The sequence below is a fragment of the Dokdonia sp. R78006 genome (genome assembly GCF_042466145.1).
GTDB lineage: Bacteria > Bacteroidota > Bacteroidia > Flavobacteriales > Flavobacteriaceae > Dokdonia.
Genome location: NZ_JAXHBU010000001.1, coordinates 1,937,931 through 1,963,067, shown reverse-complemented (window position 1 = coordinate 1,963,067; position 25,137 = coordinate 1,937,931). Strand labels below are relative to the sequence as shown.

27 protein-coding genes are annotated in these 25,137 nt (G+C 36.8%); 5 read left to right on the top strand and 22 right to left on the bottom strand.

All coding sequences use genetic code 11. The features are described 5' to 3' along the window. Window positions 1-4: 4 nt before the first annotated feature. The 13 genes from SJY37_RS08780 to SJY37_RS08720 all read right to left on the bottom strand — a co-directional run bounded on the left by SJY37_RS08780 (window position 5) and on the right by SJY37_RS08720 (window position 12,532). Window positions 5-715, bottom strand: coding sequence for a response regulator transcription factor (locus SJY37_RS08780; RefSeq protein WP_013749909.1), 711 nt, complete (start codon window positions 713-715; stop codon window positions 5-7). 1 nt (window position 716) lies between these two features. Next, window positions 717-2,264, bottom strand: coding sequence for a HAMP domain-containing sensor histidine kinase (locus tag SJY37_RS08775; protein WP_298326439.1), 1,548 nt, complete (start codon window positions 2,262-2,264; stop codon window positions 717-719). Between the two features lie 106 nt (window positions 2,265-2,370). Beyond that, entirely contained in the window at window positions 2,371-2,970 is a 600-nt protein-coding gene (gene coaE, locus SJY37_RS08770) for a dephospho-CoA kinase (protein WP_298326442.1), read from the bottom strand. A gap of 4 nt (window positions 2,971-2,974) precedes the next feature. Beyond that, the gene (locus SJY37_RS08765) at window positions 2,975-3,919 is read right to left on the bottom strand and encodes a hypothetical protein (protein WP_298326445.1); all 945 of its coding nucleotides are present in this window, start codon (window positions 3,917-3,919) and stop codon (window positions 2,975-2,977) included. Window positions 3,920-3,934: 15 nt separating this feature from the next. Further along, the gene (locus tag SJY37_RS08760) at window positions 3,935-4,945 is read right to left on the bottom strand and encodes a glycosyltransferase family 2 protein (RefSeq protein ID WP_298326448.1); all 1,011 of its coding nucleotides are present in this window, start codon (window positions 4,943-4,945) and stop codon (window positions 3,935-3,937) included. 113 nt (window positions 4,946-5,058) lie between these two features. Next, window positions 5,059-5,886: an enoyl-ACP reductase gene (locus SJY37_RS08755; protein ID WP_298326453.1), complete on the bottom strand. Its 828-nt coding sequence runs from the start codon at window positions 5,884-5,886 to the stop codon at window positions 5,059-5,061. A 91-nt stretch (window positions 5,887-5,977) separates the two neighbouring features. Beyond that, a complete protein-coding gene (recN, locus tag SJY37_RS08750) occupies window positions 5,978-7,630 on the bottom strand; it encodes a DNA repair protein RecN (RefSeq protein ID WP_298326456.1) in 1,653 nt (550 codons plus the stop codon). Window positions 7,631-7,750: 120 nt separating this feature from the next. Continuing rightward, entirely contained in the window at window positions 7,751-8,638 is an 888-nt protein-coding gene (locus tag SJY37_RS08745; RefSeq protein WP_298326458.1) for a DUF4835 family protein, read from the bottom strand. Next, window positions 8,635-9,843 (bottom strand): bifunctional phosphopantothenoylcysteine decarboxylase/phosphopantothenate--cysteine ligase CoaBC, encoded by a 1,209-nt coding sequence (coaBC, locus tag SJY37_RS08740; protein WP_298326461.1) that lies wholly within the window; start codon window positions 9,841-9,843, stop codon window positions 8,635-8,637. The genes SJY37_RS08745 and coaBC overlap by 4 nt, the downstream gene beginning before the upstream one ends. 4 nt (window positions 9,844-9,847) lie before the next feature. After that, on the bottom strand, window positions 9,848-10,189 hold the full coding sequence (locus SJY37_RS08735; protein ID WP_144783265.1) for a DNA-directed RNA polymerase subunit omega: 342 nt from the start codon (window positions 10,187-10,189) through the stop codon (window positions 9,848-9,850). 11 nt (window positions 10,190-10,200) lie between these two features. Next, window positions 10,201-11,013: an outer membrane protein assembly factor BamD gene (locus tag SJY37_RS08730; protein ID WP_298326465.1), complete on the bottom strand. Its 813-nt coding sequence runs from the start codon at window positions 11,011-11,013 to the stop codon at window positions 10,201-10,203. A gap of 113 nt (window positions 11,014-11,126) precedes the next feature. Further along, window positions 11,127-12,011, bottom strand: coding sequence for a 4-hydroxy-tetrahydrodipicolinate synthase (gene dapA / locus SJY37_RS08725; RefSeq protein WP_298326470.1), 885 nt, complete (start codon window positions 12,009-12,011; stop codon window positions 11,127-11,129). Then, complete coding sequence (locus tag SJY37_RS08720) at window positions 12,011-12,532, bottom strand: DUF6913 domain-containing protein (protein WP_298326473.1); 522 nt, start codon at window positions 12,530-12,532, stop codon at window positions 12,011-12,013. Before SJY37_RS08720 ends, dapA begins: the two co-directional genes overlap by 1 nt. Window positions 12,533-12,588: 56 nt before the next feature. On the opposite strand from SJY37_RS08720, the gene SJY37_RS08715 reads away from it, so the two are divergent. Beyond that, complete coding sequence (locus tag SJY37_RS08715; RefSeq protein ID WP_298326476.1) at window positions 12,589-13,362, top strand: 5'-nucleotidase C-terminal domain-containing protein; 774 nt, start codon at window positions 12,589-12,591, stop codon at window positions 13,360-13,362. Next, window positions 13,359-14,282, top strand: a complete 924-nt coding sequence (locus tag SJY37_RS08710) for a bifunctional UDP-sugar hydrolase/5'-nucleotidase (protein ID WP_298326479.1) — start codon at window positions 13,359-13,361, stop codon at window positions 14,280-14,282. The genes SJY37_RS08715 and SJY37_RS08710 overlap by 4 nt, the downstream gene beginning before the upstream one ends. A 56-nt stretch (window positions 14,283-14,338) precedes the next feature. Here the strand turns inward: SJY37_RS08710 and SJY37_RS08705 are convergent, their stop codons facing one another. From SJY37_RS08705 to SJY37_RS08680, 6 genes are all read right to left on the bottom strand, one after another. Then, window positions 14,339-14,845, bottom strand: coding sequence for a hypothetical protein (locus SJY37_RS08705; RefSeq protein WP_379953013.1), 507 nt, complete (start codon window positions 14,843-14,845; stop codon window positions 14,339-14,341). Between the two features lie 408 nt (window positions 14,846-15,253). Beyond that, window positions 15,254-15,970, bottom strand: a complete 717-nt coding sequence (locus SJY37_RS08700; protein WP_298326486.1) for a hypothetical protein — start codon at window positions 15,968-15,970, stop codon at window positions 15,254-15,256. Then, window positions 15,963-17,957 (bottom strand): NAD-dependent DNA ligase LigA, encoded by a 1,995-nt coding sequence (gene ligA, locus SJY37_RS08695; RefSeq protein WP_298326489.1) that lies wholly within the window; start codon window positions 17,955-17,957, stop codon window positions 15,963-15,965. Before ligA ends, SJY37_RS08700 begins: the two co-directional genes overlap by 8 nt. 114 nt (window positions 17,958-18,071) lie before the next feature. Beyond that, entirely contained in the window at window positions 18,072-18,668 is a 597-nt protein-coding gene (locus SJY37_RS08690) for a TIGR00730 family Rossman fold protein (RefSeq protein ID WP_298326492.1), read from the bottom strand. Window positions 18,669-18,730: 62 nt separating this feature from the next. Next, window positions 18,731-19,597: a peptide chain release factor N(5)-glutamine methyltransferase gene (gene prmC / locus SJY37_RS08685; RefSeq protein ID WP_298326494.1), complete on the bottom strand. Its 867-nt coding sequence runs from the start codon at window positions 19,595-19,597 to the stop codon at window positions 18,731-18,733. Beyond that, window positions 19,594-20,079, bottom strand: coding sequence for a GNAT family N-acetyltransferase (locus SJY37_RS08680; protein WP_298326497.1), 486 nt, complete (start codon window positions 20,077-20,079; stop codon window positions 19,594-19,596). Before SJY37_RS08680 ends, prmC begins: the two co-directional genes overlap by 4 nt. A gap of 26 nt (window positions 20,080-20,105) precedes the next feature. On the opposite strand from SJY37_RS08680, the gene ribD reads away from it, so the two are divergent. From ribD to SJY37_RS08665, 3 genes are all read left to right on the top strand, one after another. Next, window positions 20,106-21,107: a bifunctional diaminohydroxyphosphoribosylaminopyrimidine deaminase/5-amino-6-(5-phosphoribosylamino)uracil reductase RibD gene (ribD, locus tag SJY37_RS08675; protein ID WP_298326499.1), complete on the top strand. Its 1,002-nt coding sequence runs from the start codon at window positions 20,106-20,108 to the stop codon at window positions 21,105-21,107. Continuing rightward, window positions 21,104-21,970 carry a DMT family transporter gene (locus SJY37_RS08670; RefSeq protein WP_298326502.1) on the top strand — a complete coding sequence of 289 codons (867 nt, stop codon included), beginning with the start codon at window positions 21,104-21,106 and terminating at the stop codon, window positions 21,968-21,970. Before ribD ends, SJY37_RS08670 begins: the two co-directional genes overlap by 4 nt. Before the next feature lie 210 nt (window positions 21,971-22,180). Next, window positions 22,181-22,489, top strand: a complete 309-nt coding sequence (locus SJY37_RS08665; protein WP_298326505.1) for a hypothetical protein — start codon at window positions 22,181-22,183, stop codon at window positions 22,487-22,489. A 14-nt stretch (window positions 22,490-22,503) separates the two neighbouring features. Here SJY37_RS08665 and SJY37_RS08660 read toward each other — a convergent pair whose 3' ends face one another. The 3 genes from SJY37_RS08660 to SJY37_RS08650 form a co-directional block, all read right to left on the bottom strand. Then, window positions 22,504-23,679: a GlmU family protein gene (locus tag SJY37_RS08660; RefSeq protein WP_298326508.1), complete on the bottom strand. Its 1,176-nt coding sequence runs from the start codon at window positions 23,677-23,679 to the stop codon at window positions 22,504-22,506. Between the two features lie 80 nt (window positions 23,680-23,759). After that, the gene (locus SJY37_RS08655; protein ID WP_298326510.1) at window positions 23,760-24,227 is read right to left on the bottom strand and encodes a DUF4442 domain-containing protein; all 468 of its coding nucleotides are present in this window, start codon (window positions 24,225-24,227) and stop codon (window positions 23,760-23,762) included. 78 nt (window positions 24,228-24,305) lie between these two features. After that, window positions 24,306-25,052 (bottom strand): hypothetical protein, encoded by a 747-nt coding sequence (locus tag SJY37_RS08650; RefSeq protein WP_298326512.1) that lies wholly within the window; start codon window positions 25,050-25,052, stop codon window positions 24,306-24,308. Window positions 25,053-25,137: the final 85 nt, after the last annotated feature.

Here is a 25,137-nt window from a genome sequence, read left to right as displayed (position 1 = left end):
GCTATTAGTCGTCTTTCTTTACAACTAGACGGAATCCTTCTCCGTGTATGTTTAAAATCTCTACAAGGTCATCCTTTTTAAGGTACTTACGTAGTTTTGCAATATATACATCCATACTTCTAGATGTAAAGTAATTATCATCTCTCCAGATTTTTGTTAGAGCTAGCTCACGTGGCATCAAATCATTTTCATGAAGTGCAAGCATACGTAATAACTCATTTTCCTTAGGAGATAATTTTATAGGCTCCTCTTCTTTATACGTTAAGAAACGTAGTTTTGAATTTAAGTGGAAGTTACCAACATTAAATTCGAACTGCTTAGAATCTGCAACAGAATCAACAGACTTACGCTGTATGATTGCCTTTATTTTCATAAGTAGCACTTCACTATCAAATGGCTTATTTAGATAGTCATCTGCTCCTACTTTATATCCTTTAAGTACATCTTCTTTAAGAGCTTTTGCTGTTAAAAAGATGATAGGAATATCTTCATTCTTCTCTCTTATTTCTTTGGCTAGTGTAAAACCATCTTTATATGGCATCATCACATCAAGGATACAAAGATCATAATCGTCTTTCTTGAATTTCTCAAATCCTTCCATACCGTTTTTTGCATGAGTGACATTGTAGTCATTCATCATAAGGTAATCTTTAAGAACTGTTCCGAAGTTCGGATCATCCTCTACTAGTAAAATCTTTTTGTTTTCAGTTTCCATATTAATATGATATTAGTGGTATTTTGATTATGAATGTACTTCCCATTCCTTTTTCACTTTCAACGGAGATTTCTCCTTGGTGGTCGTCTACGATTCTTTTTGCGTAGGCAAGTCCCAATCCGTGGCCTTTTACGTTATGTATGTCTCCTGTGTGCTCACGATAAAATTTGTCAAATACTTTTTTCTGTACTGCCTTAGTCATACCATCACCCTTATCTTGAATCTTGATGATAATTGAGTCTTTTGTGTTTTCTGTATACACATCAATCTCTGGCGCTCTATCCTCTGGAGTATACTTTACAGCGTTATCCATAATATTTACTAAGACATTAGTAAAATGTGACTCGTTTGCAAGTACCGGAGTACGATCTGCATCTAGATGAAGGTCTATATATCCTCCACGGTCTTCTACTATTAAAAGAACGTGATTACTAGCATCCTCTACTAGTTCGTGCATATCTAAACGCTCTTTTTGAATATCTAGTTCGTTCTTTTCAAGTTTAGAAATACGCAACACGTTTTCTACTTGACCATGCATCCTTTTATTTTCTTCTCTTATGAGTCCTTGATAATAACTAACCTTCTCAGGATTAGTAGATATTTTTGAGTTCTTTAAAGCATCTAGTGCAAGGTTTATAGTTGCTATAGGCGTTTTAAACTCATGCGTCATGTTATTTATAAAATCTGTCTTTATTTGAGAGATTTGACGCTGTTTATTAAGTTGATGTAATGCACTAGAATATGCTATAACAATAATGAGTGTAAATATTATAGATAAGCCAGCCATTCCTAAAATAGAAGAAATTACAAATTTCTTTTCTCCTGGAAACTGTACATATAATGAGTAGTCACTTAGATCTTGATTATAAAGAAATATTGGCTCGCTATATCCTGGAGCAGATTTTCTAAATTTAAAATTATCAGACCTTACTTTAGTAAGTAAATCATTACTATACACTCCAAAATCAAAATCTGTTTCTAGATTTCTCTCTACAAGCTCTATTGTTAAGAGTCTTTCTATTTCTTCTGCAGTAAGTCTCTTATGAATAGGAATCTTAGTCGCTATCTCACTCACTATATCAGAAAATCTAAATTTCTCATAGTCAATAAGCCTTGAGAACTCTTGAATTCTGTTTGAAGTGGTTTCTTCTCCACCTTCTACATTATTCTTTCTTATAATTTGAGTAGACTTTCTGTTTGCATAACGTTTAAAGGCAATACTATCACCTTTTTCACCTATAAAACCAGGTGCTGTTATCTTAAAATCTTCTTGAAGAATACCGCTTGTATAAAGAATAAGTTCATTATTTACTAGATCTTCATTTAGATAAAAATACTCGTCAAACGTAAGATCATCTGGCACTCCTATACTATCTACCATATTCTGCACTGGGTAGTAGTAATCTTCTAACTCTCTGTTTTCAATTTTATCGACAACAGCAGATAATGCTTGTCTAGCATTAAAGCTAAATTGCTCTCGCTTTGTCTCAACACTACTTGTTATCCAGTAGCCTTGAACAAAGATGATTCCTATGAGTGAAAGACTCATAAGAATGATTAATAAGTAAAACAGTTTTTTATTCACTATCCAAAAGTAAGATTTTAACATTTGAAGCCGATTCGGTTTAACCAAATGTTAACAAGCAGCTATTTTACTACTTCCAGCCCTTACCTATACGTGTCATAATATGAGTGTGAATGCGACTTACAGCGTTTTTAGACAACTCCAAAAACTCGTTTTCTATGAGTACATCTGCCATTGCGGTCTTACGATTATCCGTCCATTGCGAATTCATGCGTTTAATTACGTCTTTTTCTGACGCTCGATCCCTTTTCATTACACGTTTAATTCTATCGCTTTTTGGAGCAGTAACTAGAATAGTATAATCACAATCAAGGTGACCACCGTTTTCAAAAAGTATAGCTACTTCTTTAATAACGTAAGGAGCGTTTTGCTCTGATGACCATTTTAAAAAGTGGGCTTTTACTGCTGGATGAACTATGCTATTAAGTCTTTTTAATAATTTAGGACTACTAAAGACTTCGTTTGCGATATAAGCTCTATTTAACTTGCCGTCTATATAAGACTGATCGCCTAGTAAAAATGAAATTTGCTTTATTAAAACCTTATCTGTATTCATGAGCTTCTTAGCCTCCACGTCTGCAATATAGATGGGAACACCTAGTTCGTTAAAAAACGAACCTATTGTTGTTTTACCACTTCCTATTCCACCCGTGAGACCTACAATAATCATACTCTTAGTTTACTACAATAAATTTAACTTGCTTATTAATAAGTCTTACAGACTTAACTCCCTTAGGTTCTCTTGCGATTGTAAGCGTTAAATATGCATCGGCATTATTTGCAGTGGCATAATCACAAGTAACTAAAAAATCTGATGGTGTTATACTTTCAAAATCTTCAAGCTCGACTAGATAAATAATTTCGGCAGTTTTAGGCAAGATCTTTACACGCCTCCCTGGGTCGTTTAATACGGTTACAGGTACAGTAATCTTGCCCTCCGTAAACTTGGCGATTTCTTGATGGAGCGTTATTGATTTATGAGAAACCTTAAGCTCATCTGGTAGCGCATCAAGTGACAGCAATACGTTGTTTGAAAGATCTGTATTGATATTTGTAATTTCCTTTTGCTCTGTAGGTATGGCTTCTATATTTAATAACAAAGAACTAGGCCCCACGACGGTAACACTATCGGGTACTATAGTCATTTTATTTCGACCTCCATACCCACTTTTATAGAGAAGGCTCGCCTTAGATATTACAGGGACCTTTTTTGAGGCAACAGAGTCTATTGTTATAGTAATTTGAGAAGGTGTCATCGCAATAATAGATAGCTCTCCATTAATAACGCTTTTAATTACCTGCTGGTTTTCATTTGTATCAAACGTAAACTCCCTATTAGAAACTCGCTGTAACTGCTCATAGGGAATAGCTACCTCTGGCGCATCTAGCGCATTAGTAAGCAAAGAGAAGCCAGAACCCTCTGCTTGTATTTTAACGAGCTCCGGTATTATAGTCTGGATAGTTCTATCTAGAGGTACATCTGTAACACTTAATGCTACTTCATATTCTGTACTGTACGTTTTTGAGAGCTTGATAAGAGTAGCAACGATAGTAGTAAGCAAGAGAAAGAAAAAGAATTCTCGCGCAGTTACACTATTAATCTTAATTCCCTTAGACATAAATTACAAATCGTTTTACCCCTCTAATGTACTAAAAAAAAGGTGCGGATAGTGTTTACGAGGCTCCTTGCCTAACCATTTAATATGTATCACAGAGGCCATAAAGCCTTTACCATACCCATAAAACTGTATGAATGTGGCTATTAGACTAAGCAATCCAATAGTGATACTTTTATTAATAATAGAAGCATGTAAAAATATAATAGCGGTGTAAAGTGCGTAAAAGCTTATTGCAAAATAATAGCCCACAAAAAGTAATCCTAAGCTCACAATGAGCCCTAATATAAAGAGTGTAGGAAACCAGTATGTTATTTTGGCCGTTGTAGGATGCCATTTGTTTAAGATTGGTCTCACAAGTCCAAATTTATTCACTTGTGTATAAAACTTCTTCCAAGAAATACGGCGTTTGTGATATACAAATGCCTGTGGAATAAGTGCTGTTTGAAAATTAAGTTCCCATAATCTCAGCACCAAATCTGGATCTTCTCCTGGGTGAATATTCCCAAAACCACCACTTGCTTCAAATGCTTTTTTAGAGAGACCCATATTAAAACTTCTGGGCTGGAATTTACCTGTATCTTCTCCTCCACCTCTTATTCCACCTGTGGTAAAAAGAGAGGTCATACTGTAACTTATTGCCTTTTGTAAATTAGAGAAATCAGGATGCGCTGCGTCTGGACCCCCAAAACAGTCTACATATTTTTTCTGTAATTGCTCATTCATAACGCCCACATATGATGGTGGCAATATGCAATCAGAATCTAAAATTATAAAGTAATTACCGCTTGCCCGTTGCATTCCATAGTTGCGAGAGCTTCCTGGCCCAGAATTCGGTTTTGGTAAATATGTGATGTTTAAATTAGGAAATGCTGCAATTTCATCCTCGCAAGAGATTGTTGATCCGTCTTCAATAATTACTACCTCGTAAGGAATTGTAGATTCTTGTGCGTTAAAACTTGCTAGTAATTCGGCAATTTCATCAGGACGATTAAAAACGGGTACAATAAAAGAATAGGATAATTGCATAGAAGACAAAGCTAACGGTTACACAAAGGGTAAGCAACAAAAAACCACCGAGGATGTGTCGATGGTTTTAGTGTGTTTTTAGTACGCTTTCGCGAAAGCGTAAAAAATAAAATCTATTCGTGCCCTTCTGCTTTCATGAAGGCTTCCATCACCTCGTTACTTACACCTGTATTGCTAAAACCTCCATCGTTATAAAGGTTTTGCATAGTTACACGCTTTGTAAGGTCTGAAAATAATGTAATAGTATAATCTGCACAATCTTGAGCAGTTGCGTTACCAAGCGGGCTCATCTTTTCTGCATATGCTATAAAGCCGTCAAATCCTTTTACTCCCTGTCCAGCCGTAGTAGGTGTAGGAGATTGAGAGATTGTATTTACACGTACGTTCTTTTCTTTACCGTAGAAGTAACCAAAGCTACGTGCGATAGACTCTAAGTATGCCTTATTATCTGCCATGTCATTATAATCTGGAAAAACACGCTGTGCTGCCATGTAGGTAAGAGCAACGATACTTCCCCACTCATTCATTGCGTCTTGCTTATAAAGCGTTTGCATCACTTTATGGAAAGACATTGCAGAAACATCTGTTCCTTTTTGTGTCCAGTCATACTTTTGGTCTGTGTAAGCACGACCTTTACGTACGTTTATAGACATCCCAATCGAGTGTAAAACGAAGTCTAATTTACCACCTAGAATTTCTTGTGCCTTAGTTACAAGGTTTTCAAGATCTTCTAAAGATGTTGCGTCTGCAGGTATGATTTCTGAACCTGTCTTTTCGGCAAGGTCATTAATCTGTCCCATACGCATAGCGATAGGTGCATTTGTAAGAACAAAAGTTCCTCCTTCTTCGTGCACACGCTCTGCGGTTTTCCAAGCAATTGAATTAGGATCCAATGCTCCAAAAATAATTCCGCGCTTTCCTTTAAGTAAATTATAACTCATAATATTATTAATGGTTTGATGTGTTTTGTTTTGCTCTCTAGCTTGTTGTTGCTAGAAGAGTGTAAATATCGTGGTTTCTATGTAAACAATCCTAATTAAGTAAATTTTTTGCGTGGTCTATTGCTGCTTGACTTTGCTGATTACCACCTAGCATTGCCGCTATCTCAACAATACGAGCATCTTCATCTAGCTGCTCGATAAAGGTTTGTGTGCGCTCATCTGTATCTTTCTTATACACTTTAAAATGAGAAGCTCCTTGTCCTGCTATTTGCGGTAAGTGTGTGATGCTTATAAGCTGCATAGTACGACCCATTTTTTTAAGTATACCCCCCATTTTTACTGCAATATCACCACTTACTCCAGTATCTATTTCATCAAAAATAAGCGTAGGCAATTGCTTGTGCTTACTTAGTACAGACTTGAGCGCTAGCATAACTCTTGAAAGCTCTCCTCCAGAAGCACCTTTTCCTAATGGTTTGAGCTCACTTCCTTTATTTGCCGAGAATAAAAACTCTAACACATCATTACCTGAAGCATGAAGATCTTCTTGCGTAGCTAGAGACACTTGAAATTGTGCATTAGGCATCCCTAACTCTATCAGTAATTTCTCAACAAGCGACTTTAAATGCGGCGCTGCCGTTGCGCGCTCCTTATGCAGCTTTGCTGCTAGTGTACTTGCTTTGTTATGTTGCGTTTTAATTTTATCTTCTAGTGCTTGAATCTTATCATCAACTCCTGCGATATCTTGTAAATCATTATCAAGATTATTTCTAATATCGATAAGTTCCTCTACTGTGGCCACTTGATGTTTCTTGAGTAGAGAATGTAACAATTGCATTCTGTTATTAAGTCGCTCTAGCGTAAGAGGATCTGCATCTACCGCATCAGACATTTCACTCAATGATGCTCCTATATCTTCTAGTTCTAAAAGCGCACTATTAAGCTGCTCATAAATTGCTGTATACTGAGTACCGTAGCTATTTAATCTTGATAATGCTGCTCTTGCATTTGTGAGTTGATCTATTGCACCACTTTCATCTAGAGAAATATTTTGAACAGCAGTAGCAAGCTGCTGCATAATCTCATCTGCATTACTCAACGTATTAAGCTCTTCTTCTAACGCTACATACTCTCCTTCTTTTAAAGAGGCTTCATCTAGCTCTGTAAAAAGGAAGGATTGGTAATCATATTCTAGCTGTGCTTGTTTTTTTCTTTCTAGTAATTCTTTTAGTTCGCTCTGTAAGAGTTTCCAAGCTTTAAAAGATTCTTTGTACTGTCCAAGTAATTTAAGATTGTCTGAAAATGTATCAATCATCTCAAATTGAAAATCATTTTCCACTACCTGTAAAGTTTTATTCTGGCTATGTATGTCTACTAGTCTTGCTCCTAAAATAGTAAGTTGTGCTAGTGTTACAGGAGTGTCATTTATAAAAGCCCTGCTTTTTCCAGAAGGTAGAATCTCCCTTCTTACGATTGTCGCATTTTCATAATCAAGATCATGCTCTTTAAAAAAAGGATTCAGTTGATATCCCTCTATATGGAAGACACCTTCTACAATGCACTTCTGTGTTGCATCTCCAGCGCTTGACATATCTGCCCGCTTACCAGTAATAAGACCAAGTGCTCCTAGAAGTATAGACTTACCTGCACCTGTCTCACCAGTAATCACCGTAAAACCTTTATCAAATCTGAGTTGAACAGACTGGATAAGTGCATAATTTTTTATAGATAATGATGTAAGCAATAGTTATAAATATTTAATTAATCTTAGTGCTTTAATACGTTTACAAATGTCGATTAAAGCTAATGAAAAATTCCCGCAAGACGGGAATTTTGAACACTGATTATTTTAGATAAAATAATTTTAAAACTTAATCTGCCTCCAAAAATTAGATTTAGTTGGCGCTACTTGATTAAGTACTTCTACAAGTGATGTTATATTAACCGAGGGTCCAGATGAGAATATAGATGCAATCTCTTCTGCCTTGGTATCAAAGAACACACGAGTTAAAAAATTATTAGGCCTTTTCTTATATAAAGATTGAAACTGAGATAAAGTGGTTGATATGGTTTGCTTACTGCGTTTTTTATCATCAACCATAAAATCTAAACCCGTACGGTGGTAGCTATACATGATTCCAGCAAACTCCCTAAAGTTAGGAGACAATAAATCTTCGTTTAATCTGTATCTAGATTGAGAACCATCTTGTGGATTCCATCCCGTCTGATTATTAGGTTGTGCTGTAGTAACAATTTGCTTTGCTTCTTGAAAATACTTATCCCCATCATTGAGTTTAAACGTATTTGCATCCATTCCAATAACTGTATAGGCATAAAAAGCCATCACAGAAACCAAGTTAGAATCAAACGTATTAGGGTTATAAATTAGAGGTTGAAACTCCGTATAGTCAAAATCAAACTGCTTGTCATTAAAATTAAAAGTAGCTGTATCATAATTAGATCCGTACACAGGTCTTGATGCTCCTACTTGCACAGTTGCTCTAAAATTATTCCCCTCTTGCTGAGTGATTATAATATTAAAAGAACAATCTATGCGCTCTTGCTGTTTGAATCTGCGATCTGTCCACTTTGTATTATTAACAAACTCTGTAAGTGATCTCTCTAGTGTTTTAAAAACCTGAAGATCTGCTTTGTTAGTTTGCTCTGCATTAATAACAACAACAGCATTAAGCTCTTGAGCTATTGAATTAAAAGAAAACAATAAGACTATTAATAATGTAAAGATTCTCATAGTACTTGGGATGCTATTTTATCAAATATATCAATAGATACTGCAGCCTTTGACTTTAACTCATATGGTGTTGCGGTACCTTCTTTATCAATAAACGTAATTTTATTAGTTTTGGTCTGAAAACCAGCACCTTTATCATTAAGCGAATTTAAAACAATCCCATCAAGATTCTTTTTCTTTAGTTTCTTTCGTGCATTTTCAATTTCATTTTGAGTTTCTAATGCAAACCCAAGAAGGTATTGATGTGTTTTAATCTCACCTAGAGAAGCTAGAATATCCTTAGTTTTCACTAGGTCGATACTCATTGAGCTATCATTCTTTTTTATCTTTTCTGTAGCAACAGTAGCAGGCTTATAATCTGCCACAGCTGCAGATGCTATAGCAACATCCACATCTTTAAAAATAGCGTGTGCCGCATCATACATTTGCTCTCCAGAGACCACATTATGTACTGTGACTGCACTATTAGTAACTTTTATTGCACTAGGCCCTAAAATTAAATCTACTTGAGCACCCAGGCTTGCCGCTCTAAGAGCTAGCTCTACTCCCATTCTACCGCTACTATGATTACCTATAAAACGCACAGGATCTATAGCTTCATAAGTAGGTCCGGCTGTAATCATCACTCGCTTCCCTTTAAATGGAAGTTTATCAAGAACATCTTTCTCTATAAATGAAACGATATCCTCTGGCTCTGCCATTCTCCCTTTTCCCACAAGACCAGATGCTAGCTCGCCACTTATGGCTTCTATCATCACATTTCCATAGGACTGTAATTTCTGAAAAGAATTTTCTGATGAAGGATGGATGTACATATCTAAATCCATTGCTGGAGCAAAATACACTGGACATTTTGCACTAAGATAGGTTGCAAGAAGCAAATTATCTGAGGCGCCATTTGCCATTTTTGAGAGTGTATTTGCCGTAGCAGGAGCTATCACCATAAGATCTGCCCATAGGCCTAGCTCTACATGATTAGTCCATACCGCATTCTCATCTCCTTCAATTGTAAATGAAGAGTGTACTGGATTACGTGAGAGTGTACTCAATGTAAGTGGAGTTACAAATTCCTTTGCTGCCTCTGTCATTACTACTTGCACAGAAGCGCCAGCCTTTATGAATGCTCTCACAAGACTGGCGCTTTTGTATGCTGCAATGCCAGCGGTAACTCCTAAAAGTATTTTTTTACCGCTTAAAACTGACATCTATCTACTCGTTACTTTTTCCTTCTTCAGTAACTGTAGTGTCTCTATGGTAGATACGATCTTCTAACCACTCTTGCACTGCAAGTGCATGAGCCTTAGGAAGACGCTCGTAAAATTTAGAAACCTCTATTTGTTCTTTGTTCTCAAAGATCTCTTCAAGACTATCATTAAATGTTGCAAATTCATCCAACTTTTCTGATAATTCCTTCTTGATTTCAGTGTTGATTTGTGTAGCACGTTTTGCGATGATAGATATCGCCTCATAGATATTATTTGTAGGTGCATCTACAAGATTTTTATCAATAGTCGTGGTACTCAAAGGTGCATCAATGTCCTTGATATTCATAGTATTCATCTTTAATTTAATAGATCATTTGCTTGCAGTGCTTCATTAATCTCTGCAAGTTCCTTTGCTGCCTCATCAGCATATTTACCTTGAGGATAATATTTCTCTAGTGCGTTGTAAGCTGTTTTTGCAGCTTCAAGACGCTCTGCTTGGCGACGTTTTACACTTCCCATTGCTAGTTGGTAAGCAGAGTTAAACTTCCAGTATAAAGCATCTTCTCTGTAAATAGAACCTGGATTATCAAGCAAGAAATTATCAAATGCACTTATCGCATTTGGAAACGTTCCTCTACTAGCTCCTATTTTGTTATATCCTTTTGCAATCTCATAAGATTTGCGCTCTAGCTTAGTGTTTAGTTCTTGCACTTTAGCATTAGCATCGTCCACCTGTTCAGAATCTGGATACTCGTTGATAAACCCTTGCAGCTTTTCTAGTGCTATATACGTGTCTCCTTGATCTAAGTTAAATCTAGGCGAACGCTTATAATAACTCTCTGCACTCTTAAATGCAGCTTCCTCTCTTTTTGTACTCTGAGGAAATGACTTCACAAAACGTTCAAACTGATAACCACCACTATAATAGTCTCCTAGTTCATAATACGTATTTGCATATAAATAAGTAACACGTTCTGCTTGAGGTCTTCCTCTATACAAAGGAACAATCTGCTCCCAGAGCCTTAACGCTTTCTTGTATTTCCCTTGACTATACAAGGAATCTGCAAATTCATATTTTGCTTTAATATCATCGTTCTTGAGAACATCTTGATATGTTGAACAAGAGCTCAATAACACTACGGAAACTAATAGGAAAAATATATTCTTCATAAGGGTCTGAAACAGCAGGCAAAACTACGTAAAATCAATTACATAACATAACTTAATTAATAGTGCTCAAAAATAAACGCTTTGACCCTGCTAATTATTTTGTTATGATACGTTTAACTTTTTTGAATAACAGAAAGCGCGTTACCTATTTTTTCATGTAACACATCACTTGCTGCCATTAATGGCAATCTTACGTAAGGCTCGCAAATCCCTTGATGAGACAGTAATGATTTGATTCCTGCAGGGTTTCCTTCTTCAAAGATTAAATCTATCATTGATAGCAGTGGTAAGTGTTTTTGGTACGCTTTCGCGAAAGCGTTATTCAAACCATCATTCATAATCTGAGAAAAATAGGAAGGTAATCCTTGACCTATTACAGAAATAACGCCACTTCCTCCTGCCGAAACTAACGGCAATGCAAGTGCATCATCTCCAGAAAGTACTACAAAATCTTCTGGCACCTTGTGTATCAAGTGTAATACTTGGGCCATATCATTTACAGCTTCTTTAATAGCTACAATGTTCTCAAAATCACCAGCCAGTCTTGCCGAAGTTACTGGCAACATATTACTAGAAGTTCTACCTGGCACATTGTATAAAATGATAGGTAAAGGACTCGCCGCAGAAATAGCTGCAAAGTGTTGATATATTCCCTCCTGAGTAGGCTTATTATATGCTGGAGAAACTGAGAGAATTGCTGTAATTCCATCAAAGTTACCAGTGGTAAGCTCCTCTACTATTGCAGCAGTATTATTACCACCCACACCTAGCACTATAGGTAAACGCTTATTTGTAACTTTTATAATATGAGCAACAATCTGTTGCTTCTCTTTAATAGTAAGCGTAGCCGTTTCGGCAGTGGTACCTAGTGCTACTAGATAGTTAATACCTCCAGCAATGCAATGCTCTATAAGACGTGTAAGCCCGTCAAAATCTACAGATAAATCCTTGTGGAATGGCGTTACAAGTGCAACACCCGTCCCTCTCAACTCTTTCATTAATGTATAACTTTTAAAATCTTTAAATACTTTTCAAACTCTTTTATAAAAACTGACTCTTGCCCATCATTCACATGAATGGTAAGATCATTTACAGATTCCATTTCTGGAGATACTCCTATTTTTAATACAGCATTAGACATAGCCGTCATAGCCCTAAGAGCGAGTGCATCTGAGTGGTAATAACTTATTAAAATATCAAAACGCTGTTTTTTAAAATCTTCAAGAGGTGCTGTTTTAAAAACACCTTTCCACCCTAATTGCTTTTCAGAGAAAAGTGATAGAAGCTCCTTTTGATCTTTAGTCATCGTTTTCACATACTCTAGCACGACCAAGTCTTTTTCTGAAAGACTTAAAATCTTAAGAATCTTCTTGAGAGATGCAGGATCAAAAGGCTTTGTACTGTCTTGTAATAATGCCACAACAACCGGCTTTGCCCCACTAGGCTTATAATCGCGTTTGCGTAGTTGCTTGTCTATTTGCTTATGAATAGATTTTGCTTTTAATCCGTTTAAAAACATGTAACTTTACTTTCATACAAATGTAGCCAAAATATACTGCTACTTATGACACAAAAATGAAGAGAACAACGCTTATAACTATCATTAGTTCTATTGTTATATATACAACAGTAGTCTCATGTAAAAAAGAACTCCACTACGCACCAGAACGTATAAAAAGCGAACTCATTACTGTAAATAATAACACAGGAGAAAACGCCGAAATTGTATCATTTATAGATCCTTACAAAAATGCCATACAAGCAGAAATGGATAGTGTGCTTGCTGTAGCACCCGCATCTTACACAAAAAAAGATGGCAAGTTTAATACGGCAGTAGGAAATATGATGGCAGATGCTGTTTATGAAATGACAAACCCTGTGTTTGAAAAAAGGGCAGGTTATCCTTTTAATGCTGTTCTCTTAAATTATGGAGGGATACGCTCTGCGCTTAACCAAGGGCCTATTACTACAAGAACAGCATATGAGTTAATGCCTTTTGAAAATGAAGTAGTTGTTGTTGAGTTAAGTGGCAAGCAAATGAAGGCTATGTTTCAATACTTAAAAAATGGAACTGCTCACCCTATTTCTGGAATGGAAATTCAACTATCTAATGATGGCGAAATAAAAAAGGCCCTAGTTCAAGGAGAAGAGGTTGCTGACAATAACACTTACTTTATTGCTACAAATGATTACCTCATGAATGGCGGAGATAATATGACCTTTTTTGAAAACCCTGTAAGTGTGCTCCCTTTAGATTATAAAATTAGAAATGTGCTCATAGATTACTTCAAAAAATATGACACCATAGCACCAGTGAGAGATAATAGATTTACAAGAGATAGCAAATGATACGTAGAAAATTTATAAAACAAACTGCAGCTGCTAGTAGCCTTATAGGGTTAGGAGGGTTAACCATGGGAATGAATAGTAATTCACTCCTAAAACCAAGTAAAAAGCACATCACCATACTTCATACTAATGACGTGCACAGTCATGTAGAGCCTTTTCCATCTAATGATCCTAAATATGCAAATCTAGGAGGAGCCGCTCGTAGAATGAACATTATTCAGAATGTGCGCAAAGAAAACCCAAACACACTTCTTCTGGATGCTGGAGATATCTTTCAAGGCACTCCATACTTCAACTTTTACGGTGGAGAACTTGAGTTTAAGCTTATGTCTATGATGGGATATGATGCAGCAACAATAGGTAATCATGATTTTGACAATGGAATAGGTGGTCTTGCTGCCCAAATGCCTAATGCGTCATTTGAACTGCTTTCTTCTAACTATGACTTCTCAAACACCATTATGGATGGCCTTACAAAGCCATATAAAGTTTTTGTAAAAGATGGCGTACGCATAGGCGTTTTTGGAGTAGGAATTCAGCTCACCGGACTTGTAAATAAAACGATGTTCAAAGAGACTACCTATCTCGACCCTATAGAGCTAACCATAGATACCGTAGATGCGCTTAGAAACAAAGAGCAATGTGATATTGTAATTTGTTTATCGCATCTTGGATATTCTTACAAGAACGAAGATAAAATTTCTGACCTCACACTAGCTGCAAAAACCGCTGGAATTGACTTAATTATAGGCGGTCACACTCATACATTTTTAGAAAAACCAACAATCGTTCAGAATAAAAATGAAAAGTTTGTGCTTGTTAATCAAGTAGGTTGGGGAGGTATTAATTTAGGTAGAATAGATTTCTATCTTGATGAAACTAACAACCTCAAATCATCAAGTTTAGTACTAGACGTGTAAACCTCGTAGCATCATTTTCTCTTAAACAACAAAACTGAAGAAATAGATGAATCGTATTAAATATACTCTTCATCTATTTTCTTAGTGCTTTCTAAGCGCGTTAAGAACATTGCAAAAATAACTTTGGCTATTCCTGCACAAAAGAGCGTCACTAGAAGGAAAAAATGAATATCAAGTATATAAGTGTAAATAAATGCAAAAGCAGACTCTACCAGCACTGCTGTAGCCACAAATGTCAACAAGAGATTTGATGGGTGCTTGTTAAATAAAGGGATTGCATATAACAAGGAAATAAAAACAAGTAATGCCACAAAAGAGACTAAAAAGACTGGAAGGTCAGCTATCTCCGGCAGGATATTGTAAGCCAAAAAACTTATAAAAGTGGTCACTGAAAAGACACCTAGTAGAATCTCAACATACAAGTGTTTAGGAAAATTTTTGATTTCAAAGTGCATGACTTCTCTCAACGCATAAAGCATTGATAAAAAACAGAAAATCATTGCGATAGACACTAAATAGGTGTATTTATCAAAATCAATTAAAAAGAATATTTCCGCAATCATTCCAGAGATAAGCGTGATTAAGAATGGAAAGTGAAATTGTCCAGTTGCCTTATAAACGTATAAAAACATTAAAACACCAAATACTGGATATAGGTAAAAGGAGGCTTCAAGACTTAAAGCCATCGTTACTATTACGATTAAAATCGTGGTCGAAATTGCTGCAAGTCTATAGTTGCGCCCGTGTATGTAATATGCTTTATCGATGTATCAAAGCTAAATAATTCCACTTTAAAAAAAAACTAACACACAGTTATTATGACAGTTACACAGTAAATCCCTTTTATAAATTGAAATAAGTATTTCAACGCACTAAATATAAAAGACGAGAAAGTAAGCTCTTTAGAGACCTCTCAAAGTCTTACTGTTATTAGAATTCTTTAGAGAAAATTTCGCGAAAGCGTAAAGATCCTATACATCGGTACCATGACCATCATAATCTGCAATAGTATCTATTTTTGTCAAGAAAGTTGCCAGCACAACTTTTAAATAAATGGTCATAATTGCTCCCACAAGAAGAAAACCAATTTCACTATAAATGTATTTATAAATAAAAGCAAAGACCATTTCTCCCATATATGCACCGCCAATAGCAAAAAGAGAAATATTACCGGTATGCTTATTATAACTAGGAGTTAGAAAATACACCCCTATAGTGATAATAAATATGATTACAGAAATAATAAATATGCTTAAATCTGGAACTAGAGGAGCTATAGAGTAAATAAGATACCCCAGCACAAATCCAAACCCCAAAAAACCAATTATAAGCTCCAATACATAATGTTTTGAGAAGACCTTTGACCTTTTTTTAAGGACAGGCTTGAGCAAAAGCAGTAAGCAAATAGATGAAACTCCAGAAAAAATGGAAGCTATGGTTACATAAGTTTGAAAATCGAACAGAAATAAGATTTCAGTAATGTTAGTACTTAGTAAAAACAAGAAAAATAAAAGATTGAATTTATTCGTCGCCTTGTATTCATATAAGAACAAACACAGAGAAAATATAGGGTACAAATAAAATGATAGCGATATGTCCCAAAATCCCATCACAAGCATAATCATCAGACCAGTTATTAAACCAGCTGTTCTATATGCTCTTCCGTTTTCTATATTAGTTTTATCCAACAACTAAATCTAAGAATTCTTCCTCAGAAATAATAGTCACTCCTAGGCTTTCTGCCTTCTGTAACTTACTTGGACCCATCTTATCTCCAGCCACAACGTAGGTTGTTTTACTAGAAATAGAACTAGACACTTTACCGCCGTTGTCTTCTATTAATTTTTTTAAATCGTTACGAGGCATTTCAAAAACACCGGAAACTACAAATGTTTTACCCGCCAGCGTGTCAGATTGATTAGCAAGTTTCTCGGCAGATATTTCTAGCTGCACCCCGTAAGATTTTAAACGTTGTATAAGTGCTATATGTTCCGCTTTCGCGAAAAATGCTACTACACTCTCTGCAATCTTACTTCCTATTTCGTCTACAGCAACCAGCTCTTCCTCTGTTGCCGAAATAATCGCATCAATAGATTTGTAGTGTTTAGCTAGTTTCTTTGCTACAGTCTCACCTACATATCTTATCCCTAAACCAAACAACACTTTCTCAAAAGGAATCTGTACCGAAGCTTGCACTCCGCTTACTAGGTTTTCGGCACTTTTTTGAGCCATACGCTCTAGTGGTAATAATTGCTCCACTGTGAGTTCATATAAATCTGCATAATTTACTATCAACCCCTCGTTTACTAAGAGTGCCACGGTTTCTCCTCCTAGACCATCAATATCCATTGCCTTTCTAGAGATGTAATGCTGTATTCTGCCTATAATTTGAGTAGGACAGCCCATATCGTTCGGGCAATAGTGTTGCGCCTCTCCTTCTTTACGCACTAGCGGAGTATTACATTCTGGGCATTCTGTAATATACTTGGTAGGTTCAGAATCTGCAGGGCGCTTTGTAAGATCTACTGCAATGATTTTTGGGATGATTTCTCCTCCTTTTTCTACAAACACCTCATCACCTTCTCGTATATCTAGTCGCTCTATTTGGTCTGCATTATGTAAACTCGCTCGTTTTACAGTGGTTCCTGCAAGTTCAACAGGTTCAAGGTTTGCGACTGGTGTGATGGCTCCTGTGCGACCTACTTGGTATGTTATTTCGCGCAAGCGTGTAGAAACTTGTTCTGCTTTGAACTTATAAGCCATTGCCCATCTTGGCGCCTTTGCCGTATAGCCCAGCTCTTCTTGCTGTTGTAATCCATTAACTTTTACCACAACACCATCTGTCTCATAAGGCAAGTCATGTCTTGCCACATCCCAGTGATTAATAAATTCTAATACCTCATCTATATTTTTAGCAAGTTTTGCAGCATCAGGAACGCGGAAACCCCAATCACGAGCTTTCTGCAGGCTATCCATTTGGGTAGCAATACCTAGATTATTTCCTGTAATATTATATAGTAAACATTGTAGAGGTCTTCTAGCAACCTCAGCACTATCTTGTAATTTTAAAGATCCGCTGGCTGTGTTTCTTGGATTGCGATAGAGCTCAAAACCTAGCTCTTCACGCTCTGCATTCATAGCATGAAAACCTTCCCAAGGCAATACAATTTCCCCACGTATATCAAATTTTTCAGGATAATCACCCTTGAGCTTTAAAGGAACCGACTTTATCGTTTTAATATTTGTAGTCACATCATCTCCTTGCAAACCATCTCCTCGAGTAACTGCTTTGAGCAATTCACCATTTTCATAAGTAAGACTTATCGAGGCTCCGTCATATTTGAGTTCGCAGGTATAGTTTACCTCTCCATCCACCATTTTCTTTACACGAGCTTCCCAATCCTCAAGATCTTCCTTTGAGTATGAGTTATCAAGAGAGTACATTCTATGCTCATGCACAATAGTCTCAAAATTTTTAGTCACCGCTCCACCTACACGATGCGTAGGCGAGTTAGGGTCATCAAATTCCGGATGAGCCGCTTCTAGCGCTTCCAGTTGCTTCAGCTTTTGATCAAAGTCAAAATCTGATATCGTTGGTGTATCTAGCACATAATAGTTATGATTATGTGTTTGTAATTCGTTGCGTAAAGCGAGGATTTGCTCTTCTATTGTCATAATAACAAAATTAAAAATTAAACCTCCGATATTCAGAGAATATCGGAGGTTTAATTAACCACTTACAAACAGTTTATACAAGTGATTTTCTACTCTAAAAATGAAGATTCCCTACTACTTCTTAGACTCTAGCGAAGCTTTTAACCACTTAGGCATTGCCATAGGCTTAAAATTCTCCATCTGATCAAGAAGTCCTTCTACTGTAGTATCTACAAGAAGGATATCATAATTTTCTTGCTTTAAAAATCCTTTATCGACCATATTTCTAAGCGCACTTAAAAGATCATCATAAAAGCCATTTACATTAAGCATACCCACCGGTTTTTGGTGCAATGCTAGTTGGCTCCATGTAAGCACTTCAAAAAGCTCTTCCATAGTTCCAAAGCCTCCTGGCAATGTAATAAACCCATCAGAACGCTCCTGCAATTCCATCTTGCGCTCGTGCATCGTTTCGTTTACGATAAGTTCTGTAAGGCCTGTATGCACAACCTCCTTTATTTTTAAAAATTCAGGAATCACACCTACTACCTTACCGTTGTGATCGAGAGCCCCTTGAGCTACGGCGCCCATAATACCAATTTTGGCAGCTCCATAAACTAGCGTAATATCTCGCTCAGCCAATGTCTTACCTAGTATTTGAGCTTGCTCTACAATCTCTGGATCTGTACCAGCGCTACTTCCGCAGTACACGCATAATGATGTTAATTTCATAATAGCTATTTAGTTTTGAGCAAGCATAAACTGCTTCCCTTATTTATTGGTTATATCAATCTCTAGGGACTCGCTTTAATCATTCTATCTTTTCCAAACATATCTCTTTTAAGCTCGATATCACTAAAGCCTATTCCCTTTAAGAGATCAATCATTTCTTTTCCTAGGTATTCATTAATCTCAAAATATAAGAATCCATTTACAGAAAGACTTTCAAAAGCTAGCTCCCCTATTTTTCTATAAAAAATCAATGGGTCATCATCTGAGACAAAGAGCGCGCTATCTGGCTCATTACTAAGCACATTATCCCTCATCTCCTTTTTCTCTAGCATGCGCACATACGGAGGATTGCTCACAATAACATCGTATTTGTGCTCTAGCTCCTCTACGGCTAGTACATCTTGATTGTAAAAAGTAACATCTGCCTCATTCATTTTTGCATTTTGATATGCTGTGGCAAGTGCTTCTTGAGAAATATCAATCGCCTCAACATGAGCGCTTGATAGATTTTTTGCTATCGAAATAGCGATACATCCAGAACCAGTTCCTATGTCAAGAACCTTCAATTTTTCTTTCGTCTCACTCTTGACAAGGCTCTCAACTTTATCTGTAATAATCCAATCAACCAATTCTTCGGTTTCTGGTCTAGGTATTAAGGTAGCGGGATTTACTTGAAATTCCATCCCGTAGAACTCTGTCGTCCCTATAATATATTGGATAGGTTCGCTAAGAGACAATCTGCTAGTAACCTCGTTTAATTGTGAAAGAGTAGATGTGGAGATATCCATTTTTCGCGAAAGCGAGACCTCTACCCTATTCATCTTAAGAATATGCTCTAGCGTAAGAAAGCATAGATTCTCTATCTCTTCTGGCTCATACATGCCCACGAGCTGTTCCCTAAAATAAATGCGAAACTCATCTATATTCATAAATCAATTATCATATGTACAGGGCAAGAAAAATGCCCAGTATCACCCATAGGACCGTCTATATATCTAAAACCTGTGCGCTTGTATAATTTTTGTGCAGCCTCCATATAAGGCATGGTCTCGAGGTAGCATTGCTCAAAACCAAAATCACGGGCTTGATTAAGACAAGCATCCATCATTTGCGATCCTAAGCCGCGGCCTCTCGCTTCTTCTAGAAAATACATTTTCTGTAACTCGCACACATTGCCATCATAATTATCCAGCTGCGCAACACCTGCACAACCTATAACCTTGCCGTTATCTTCAACCACAAAGTATTCGGCTTTGGGTCTGCTATAATGCTCATACATGGTGTCTAAAGCAGCATCTGCATAAGCGGTACCTACCTTAGGAACACCTAGATCTACAAGTACCTTTCTCACAACTGCAGCTACTTGAGCATTGTCTTCTTTTTTAATCGGTCTAATGATTGGTTTGTCCATCACTTACAAAGGGTTATTTTTGTGCCGTGAAGATACATAACACCTATATAAATCGCTGTATTGCGCTAGCAAAAAATGGACTTCCGGCAGCGATGCCTAATCCATCTGTAGGAGCAGTGCTCGTGTATAACAACAAGATTATAGCCGAGGGTTATACAAGTGCATATGGTGGTAGTCATGCAGAGGTGAATTGTATCGCTTTCGCGAAAGCGAATACCCCAGAACTTATAGCAAAATCGACCTTATATGTATCTCTAGAGCCTTGCTCGCACTGGGGAAAAACACCGCCCTGTGCAGATCTGGTAGTTGCGTCTGGAATTAAAAAGGTTGTAATAGGAACCATAGATCCTTTTGCCAAAGTAGCCGGCGCTGGTATTAAGAGACTAATACAAGCTGGAGTTGATGTTACCGTAGGTGTTCAAGAAAAAGAATGCCAAGAAATCAACAAGCGTTTCTTTACTTATCATGAGAAAAAGAGACCTTACATCATCTTAAAATGGGCAGAAACCGCAGATGGTTTTATAGCTCCAAAAACACGAGATGCTCAAGAGCCTGTATGGATTACAAATTCCTACTCGCGACAACTCGTTCATAAATGGCGAAGCGAGGAAATGGCAATTCTCGTAGGCGGAAAAACCGTACTTGAAGACAATCCTAGCTTAACCACGCGAGACTGGGAAGGTAAAAACCCATTACGTGTTGTTATTGATACTAAAGGAAATCTAGATAAAAACCTTGCTGTCTTTAACCAAGAAGCTGAGACACTCGTTATCCCATCTACAGATCCTCAACTCATAAGTGAGACACTTTATGATAAAGGAATCCAATCTGTAATTATAGAAGGTGGCGCGCAGACATTACAATATTTTATTGATGCAAATCACTGGGATGAAGCGCGTGCTTTTAAAGGCAACACTAGCTTTTCTGAAGGTACAAAAGCACCTCAACTTTCGCAGTATTTTCTCTTAGAAAAAACGGACACTATTTTAGACAATACCCTACACTACTATAAAAATTCAAGCATTTGATTTACTTACTTCTTAGTATTGCTGCATCTAGTTTCATCTTTGTAGTATTTAAACTTTTTGCAAAGTTTAATGTAAACACCCTACACGCAATCATTGTAAATTATGTGATTGCCTGTTCTTGTGGTTTATTGCTATATGATGGACCCACAACTATCACTGTAATTCCTGAGCAACCTTGGTTTTATGCTTCGGCTGGGCTTGGGGTATTATTTATTCTTGTCTTTAATTTAATGGCAGCGACCACACAACGCAGCGGACTCTCTGTAGTTTCTGTAGCTACTAAAATGAGTGTGGTTATCCCAATACTTTTTGGCGTACTATATTACAGAGAATCTCTAGGTATATTAAAGATTATAGGAATTCTAACGGCACTTGTAGCTGTGTATCTAGCTTCTATAAAAGCAAAAGATGGGATTGCTATAAAGAAAGAAAACCTCATCCTCCCTATCCTTGTGTTTTTAGGCAGCGGAGCCATAGACACCAGTATAAAATTTATAGAAGGTGCTTATGTAAATGAGAGTGATGTGCCCATCTTTGGCGCAACTATTTTTGGAGCAGCTGCTTGTATTGGTTTTTTGGTCATCATGTACCAAGTCATCAAAGGCACATTTAAATTTGAGTTTAAAAATGTGATTGCAGGGATTTGCCTCGGGATTCCTAATTACTTCTCTATTGTTATGCTTGTGATGGCACTTCGAGATTCGGCTTTTGAGAGTTCGACCTTGTTTACTGTAAATAATGTTGCCATTGTGATGGTCAGTACTTTTATTGGAATTCTACTTTTTAAAGAAAAATTACTACCAAAAAACTGGATCGGAATTGGCTTAGCAGTAATTAGTATTTTGCTAGTTTCTATGTCTTAAAACTCCTCAGGAATTAAAAATCTCTGATTAATTTTGTTTTTTTTTAAGTACGCTTTCGCGAAAGCGTAAAAATCCTCGCCCTATAAATTTACTGTTGTTTTCTGAGACAAGACAGCTTTTAACTGCCGCTATCAGTAGTTCTACAGAACATTACCCTGTAACATTTACTTTTATTATGCTACATATCTATGTAACCAAAATGAAAATGATATGGGATTCGGTGGAGCAGCTCTTGCAGCAAATCAGGTAATACGTAATAATAGAAATCTACTTAAAAATAAGAGAAGTATAGGAAACCTATCTTTTGTCTCAAGTACCAATGAGAAATGGGTAGACCCTAAAAAAGCAACGTTTGATCAGTTAATGGAAATAAGAACAAGAATACGTCATGAAAACAAAGTGCGTTTGTTTAAAATCATTTTCCTCACCGTTTTGGGGTTTGTAATACTGATCTTGCTACTCGCTTTAATTCCTTGGGATTCAATACTTGCAAACACTTTTAATCCTTATAGCCATTGAAAATATTGACAAGCTTACTCTCTACGATACTGTTTTGTCTCTTCAAAAACATGATTGAGGATTGCTTCATCTTGTTCTGTGAGTTCTAGATCACGACGCGCCATGGCAATTTTTGCAGTTTCGTAAGCCTTATTGGTTTTGTGTGTTACAAAGCCGCTAGCGCCTCCCCAAGAAAAAGAAGGAACAAAATTGCGAGGAAATCCGCTTCCAAAGATGTTTGTCGCTACACCAACCATTGTTCCGGTGTTAAACATGGTATTAATACCACACTTAGAATGGTCTCCCATCATTAAACCGCAGAACTGAAGTCCTGTATTTGCAAACCGACCTGTTTCATAATCCCATAACTTTACAGGAGCGTAGTTATTTTTTAAATTAGAGTTATTAGAATCTGCACCCATATTGCACCATTCTCCTAATACACTATTTCCTAAGAAACCATCATGACCTTTACTTGAATAGCCCATAAGTACGGAGTTATTTACCTCTCCGCCTACTTTACAATGAGGACCTATAGTTGTGCCGCTATAAATTTTGGCTCCCATTTTTACAGCTCCATGATCACAGATTGCAAAAGGGCCACGTATGAGTGCGCCCTCCATAATCTCTGCATCTTTACCTATATAGATAGGTCCATCTGTAGCATTGAGATGTGAGTAATGAACCGTAGCTCCTTCCTCTATAAATATCTGTTCTTTATTTACCGCTATTACGTGTGCTGGTATCTCTTCAGAATCTCTATCCTCGGTAAGCATCTCAAAATCTCTAGTGATTGCTTCTCCATTTTTGGCGAAAATATCCCAGGTATGCTCGATCCTTAAAATATCTGAAGCAGTATAGTCAATACTCTCATAAGTAATAAAATCCACTTCTTGACCTTCTTGTACTGAAAACGCGATTATTTCCTCCCCATCAAACAACACTTGCTTTGATGACAAATTTTTAATAATCTCAGCTAAGTTGTCTGAAGGAAGATATGATGCATTAATCATCACATTTTCTTCAAGCTCTATCATAGGCCACTTATCTGAAAGATATTCTTCTGTTACTGTTGAGGTAGTTGAACCTAGCACAAATTCCCACTTCTCACGTATAGTCATAATACCAACGCGCAAATCTGCAACAGGTTTTGTGTACGTGAATGGTAAAAGCTGATTGCGTACGTTTCCGTCAAAAAGGATAAAGTTCATGGATTAGATTTTAGTCTCTGCATAAAGCGCATGAGACAGATAGACTTAAAGATAAAACTTATTGAAAACGAAGTTACTTATTATTTACGAGGCTTCTTTACTAAAAGTGTCCACTCAAAGTTAAACTCAGAAACCTGCACACCATCTTTGTTTGTCCCTATAGCTTTCATCCAGCAAGTTTGTCCTTCTCCTGTAACTACCGCTTGTGCTATAGCTTCTTTTATAGCTAGGCCATCATCACATACAAATTGAATTCTTCCTGTAGCTTTTTTTGTAAAGCTTGCATTATTGTTTGCAACAAGCATTGATATTTTCTGACCGCTTTCTTGTATGTGAGCAATCACTAAAGCTCCCGTAGCGAGCTCTGCAGCCATACCTTGTACTGCCCAAAACATACTATTAAAAGGATTTTGATTAATCCATCTGTGTTTTACAGAAGTTGTACAAGAATTAGGAGAAAGTTTTTTTACACGTACTCCAGTAAGCCACGCAGATGGAAGCTTAAACATTGTGAACGTGTTGAATTTACCAGGTAAGGGGAATGACATAATATCTTATTTGAGGCAAAAATAGGCAATAAAAAAGGTTCCCAAATGAGAACCTTTTAAGAAAGAATATATAAATTTTTAATTGTCTATTAACTGTATTTTTAAGTAACTCCCTATACCCGTACCTGTGGACCCTACAGGATTAGCAAGAAGTACAAAATCACCTGATGCAAATCCAAAATCATAAACCTTACCTGCTGTTAGCTCTGCAATACCTGTATATGTCTTTGCACTTCCCACGGCTCCAGTTCCATTCACCTCTTCCCTAGGCATTGAAAATCTCATTATCCAAGATCCTGTATCATCCATTAAACCTGCTACATAATTAGTGCTAGCTGTAGAATAACCTGAAATGGTTAACGTAATCGTAACTTCATAAATTCCAGTAATAGGTGCAGTAAAACTACTAGTAGCAATATCAAAATCTCCCCCCGCATCTATAAGTTCTGTCATTGTATTAATCTTATATATACCATTAGCATTTGGTGTATTGATCGACAGACGAGAATCAAAATCTGTAAGCAGCCTCCCTCTAAAGTTACCTAGCAAACTACTAAGTTGCTTCTTCACATTACCATCATTATCTATTACTAAAGGAACATCATCTGTAGATGAACTAGCTACTGCATCGCGTACTCGCAAATCACCATTTACATCTAACATGGTAGTAGGATTTGCAGTATTAACTCCTACTTGAGACCATATTATTTGAGATAATAATAGGCCAAAAATAAATAAGGGGTTTCTTAAGATATGTCTCGTTTGCATGACTATTTGATTGTAAAAAGCCTTAAGTAGCTTTAGTAGTGCAAATTTAACAAGCATTAATAATTGTTAAATTTTAAAAAGTCGCAAACTAAAATCTTTAGACAAAAGAACAATTTTACAAGCTGTAATACGCAACGCCACT

Coding starts and splice junctions, on each gene's coding strand:
- prmC (WP_298326494.1), bottom strand. CDS start 19,597: ATGAATATAGATGAGTTTCGCATTTATTTTAGGGAACAGCTCGTGGGC.
- SJY37_RS08690 (WP_298326492.1), bottom strand. CDS start 18,668: ATGAAATTAACATCATTATGCGTGTACTGCGGAAGTAGCGCTGGTACA.
- dapA (WP_298326470.1), bottom strand. CDS start 12,011: ATGAAAGAGTTGAGAGGGACGGGTGTTGCACTTGTAACGCCATTCCAC.
- SJY37_RS08680 (WP_298326497.1), bottom strand. CDS start 20,079: ATGGACAAACCAATCATTAGACCGATTAAAAAAGAAGACAATGCTCAA.
- SJY37_RS08765 (WP_298326445.1), bottom strand. CDS start 3,919: ATGTCTAAGGGAATTAAGATTAATAGTGTAACTGCGCGAGAATTCTTT.
- SJY37_RS08660 (WP_298326508.1), bottom strand. CDS start 23,679: ATGAACTTTATCCTTTTTGACGGAAACGTACGCAATCAGCTTTTACCA.
- SJY37_RS08720 (WP_298326473.1), bottom strand. CDS start 12,532: ATGTTTTTAAACGGATTAAAAGCAAAATCTATTCATAAGCAAATAGAC.
- SJY37_RS08730 (WP_298326465.1), bottom strand. CDS start 11,013: ATGAAGAATATATTTTTCCTATTAGTTTCCGTAGTGTTATTGAGCTCT.
- SJY37_RS08775 (WP_298326439.1), bottom strand. CDS start 2,264: ATGAGTCTTTCACTCATAGGAATCATCTTTGTTCAAGGCTACTGGATA.
- SJY37_RS08705 (WP_379953013.1), bottom strand. CDS start 14,845: ATGATTGCGGAAATATTCTTTTTAATTGATTTTGATAAATACACCTAT.
- SJY37_RS08715 (WP_298326476.1), top strand. CDS start 12,589: ATGAAGAGAACAACGCTTATAACTATCATTAGTTCTATTGTTATATAT.
- SJY37_RS08665 (WP_298326505.1), top strand. CDS start 22,181: ATGGGATTCGGTGGAGCAGCTCTTGCAGCAAATCAGGTAATACGTAAT.
- SJY37_RS08745 (WP_298326458.1), bottom strand. CDS start 8,638: ATGAGAATCTTTACATTATTAATAGTCTTATTGTTTTCTTTTAATTCA.
- SJY37_RS08655 (WP_298326510.1), bottom strand. CDS start 24,227: ATGTCATTCCCCTTACCTGGTAAATTCAACACGTTCACAATGTTTAAG.
- SJY37_RS08780 (WP_013749909.1), bottom strand. CDS start 715: ATGGAAACTGAAAACAAAAAGATTTTACTAGTAGAGGATGATCCGAAC.
- SJY37_RS08650 (WP_298326512.1), bottom strand. CDS start 25,052: ATGCTTGTTAAATTTGCACTACTAAAGCTACTTAAGGCTTTTTACAAT.
- SJY37_RS08710 (WP_298326479.1), top strand. CDS start 13,359: ATGATACGTAGAAAATTTATAAAACAAACTGCAGCTGCTAGTAGCCTT.
- coaBC (WP_298326461.1), bottom strand. CDS start 9,843: ATGTCAGTTTTAAGCGGTAAAAAAATACTTTTAGGAGTTACCGCTGGC.
- SJY37_RS08735 (WP_144783265.1), bottom strand. CDS start 10,189: ATGAATATCAAGGACATTGATGCACCTTTGAGTACCACGACTATTGAT.
- SJY37_RS08760 (WP_298326448.1), bottom strand. CDS start 4,945: ATGCAATTATCCTATTCTTTTATTGTACCCGTTTTTAATCGTCCTGAT.
- SJY37_RS08755 (WP_298326453.1), bottom strand. CDS start 5,886: ATGAGTTATAATTTACTTAAAGGAAAGCGCGGAATTATTTTTGGAGCA.
- ligA (WP_298326489.1), bottom strand. CDS start 17,957: ATGACAATAGAAGAGCAAATCCTCGCTTTACGCAACGAATTACAAACA.
- coaE (WP_298326442.1), bottom strand. CDS start 2,970: ATGATTATTGTAGGTCTCACGGGTGGAATAGGAAGTGGTAAAACAACA.